The organism is uncultured Campylobacter sp. (assembly GCF_938045405.1).
Lineage (GTDB): Bacteria > Campylobacterota > Campylobacteria > Campylobacterales > Campylobacteraceae > Campylobacter_B.
Map to the genome: position 1 here is coordinate 1 of NZ_CALIMW010000107.1, position 2,327 is coordinate 2,327.

Annotated in this window: 2 protein-coding genes and 2 pseudogenes; all 4 read left to right on the forward strand. The window is 48.7% G+C overall.

All coding sequences use genetic code 11. The features are described from left to right. Positions 1-328: pseudogene (locus tag Q0140_RS03980) on the forward strand (bifunctional 3,4-dihydroxy-2-butanone 4-phosphate synthase/GTP cyclohydrolase II); the annotation flags it as partial. Beyond that, positions 325-1,482: a DNA polymerase IV gene (locus Q0140_RS03985; protein ID WP_297962123.1), complete on the forward strand. Its 1,158-nt coding sequence runs from the start codon at positions 325-327 to the stop codon at positions 1,480-1,482. The pseudogene Q0140_RS03980 and the gene Q0140_RS03985, both read left to right, overlap by 4 nt. Before the next feature lie 19 nt (positions 1,483-1,501). After that, positions 1,502-2,041: a hypothetical protein gene (locus Q0140_RS03990; RefSeq protein ID WP_297962125.1), complete on the forward strand. Its 540-nt coding sequence runs from the start codon at positions 1,502-1,504 to the stop codon at positions 2,039-2,041. A gap of 179 nt (positions 2,042-2,220) precedes the next feature. Beyond that, positions 2,221-2,327: pseudogene (locus Q0140_RS03995) on the forward strand (prolipoprotein diacylglyceryl transferase); the annotation flags it as partial.

Sequence of the window (2,327 nt, forward strand, 5' to 3'; positions counted from 1 at the left end):
TCACGAGGGCAACGAGCACCGCGCCTATATTTTCGGCGAGCCAGAAAAGAGCGCGCAGACGAACGTGAAATTTCATAAAATTTCAAGCGATCTGGAGTTTTTAAGCGATACGAAATTTAACGATTTTATGCGCGATCTGGGCATTTTGCGCAAAGAGGGCGGCGTGCTTTTGATGCTAAAATCCGCGCAAAATCGCGCCGATTTTAAGAGCTTCGGCATCGGAGCGCAAATTTTAGCGCATCTGGGCGTGAGAAAAATCAAAATTTTAAGCAAGAGCGAGCCGAAAGACTACGCGGGGCTTAGCGGATTCGGGATCGACATAGTTTGATAGCTCATATCGATTTGGACAGCTTCTTCGTCTCGGTTGCGAGGCTTGCTGATCCCGCGCTTGCGGGTAAAAAGATCGCAGTCGTCGGAGGCGGCGACGAGGAGATTTTCGGCGGCAATAGCGAGCTTGGTAGCGTGATTTTAAGCGCGAGCTATGAGGCCAGAGCGGACGGCGTGCATTCGGCGCAGCCCGTTAAAATCGCGCTCGGACTCTGCCCACAGCTCATTTTGGTGCGCGCGCAGCACGGCGAATACCGAAAAATTTCACGCGAAATTTATGAGTTTTTACTAAGCTTTACGCCCGAGATCGAAAAATTTAGCATCGACGAGTTTTTTCTAAATTTACGCGGCACGGCTTACGACGCGGACGCGCTGGGCTTTGCTGCGTTTTTGCAGAGCGAGATTATGCGCCGCTTTAGCCTTCCGTGCAGCGTAGGTCTTAGCGAAGCAAAACTTATCGCAAAGCTCGCTACTAGCCTTGCTAAGCCCTTCGGCGTGCGGCAAATTTTAAAATCGCAAATCGCGCGCGAGCTATCCGCCGTGCCTGTGGCAAAATTCCCGGGCATCGGCAAAGCGGCGCAAAAAACGCTCGGCAAATACGGCATCATAAGCTTCGGCGACGCGCTAGGGCACAGAGAAATTTTTGAAAAGATGGGTGCAAACGGCAGGAAAATTTTTGCAGCCCTTAGCGGCGAGGATGAGGGCGAGGTCGTCTCAAAGCGCGAGCGCAAGAGTATCGGCTTTGGGCGCAGCTTCGCGCCGTGCGCCGATCGGGACGAGCTGCGGCGTAAAATTTTAATTTTGGCGCGCCATTTGGCGGGCGAAGTGCTCGCCAGAGGCCTAAAGCCCGCGACGTATGATCTAAAGATCCGCTACAAATCGCGCGAGGAGTTTTCGCACCAGATCAGCCGGGATAGGGCGTTTAGCTTAAATTTGCTGAGCGAGACCGCGCTTGAGCTGTTTAAGCTCTGCGACGTGAAAAAAGGCGCGCAGATAATCCACGTAGCGCTAAATCTTTCAAATTTCGGCGGCAGATCGGGCAGCTCGCTGCTTTTTGGCGAGATCGATAAAAAGCAGCAGAACTTAGATCGATCTTTAAGCATGATTTGGGAAAAATTCGGCATCGAAAAGCTAAAAAAGGCAAGCGAAATTTGATTAAATTTAAAGGAAAAAGATGAAATTAGGCGAGCTATATTCGGTGATCTGCATAATCTTTGCGACGAATTTTAAAGGCGTGATAGATGAGCAGAAGTTGCGCGGCTTGGGCAAAAACTGGATCATCGTAAACAAAAATATCGAGAACAAAAACGGCCACGAGCTTTGGCAAAAGGTGCAGAGCGAGGACTACGCGGCGCTAGGGCGCGATTTTGAGGCGCTAAAAGAGGCGTTTGAGATGGATTTTTTCAAGCTCATAAGCGAAAGCGAAGTGGAGCTGTTTTATGAAAAATGCCGCTTCAAAAAGCCTTTTGCGGAGCTTAAAAGCGCTCACGCGGCAAATATGCTAGCGCTGCTTGCCATGATTTTTAAGCAAAACACGGACGCGAAATCGCATAAAATTTTGACGCTATATCTGGCGCAATTTATCATTCCTAGCTTTTCCGCGCTTGCTACGCACGTGCAGATAAACGCCAAAAGCAGCTACTACAAGGCGCTCGGGTGGTTTTTGGCGGATTTTTGCCGCGTGGTGAAAGAGACGCTGGGGCTAAGGGTTTAAAGAAGCGGAATTTTGAAGCTTTGCGGTGCAAAATTTTAAAATTATAAACAATTTTGGCGGCGCAGCATTCTATGGAATTTTAGAATTTTGCCTGCGCGAAATTTTAGCGGCATGGAATTTTACAAAATTTTAAAATTTCGTAGTCCGCGAAATTTGAGATGAAATTTTAAAGGAAAAATTTGAATTACTGGAACGAAATTTACGCTCACTTCGATCCCGTGGCGTTCAGCGCGTTTGGCATAAACGTGCACTGGTACGGCATTATGTATGTTTTGGCGCTGCTTAC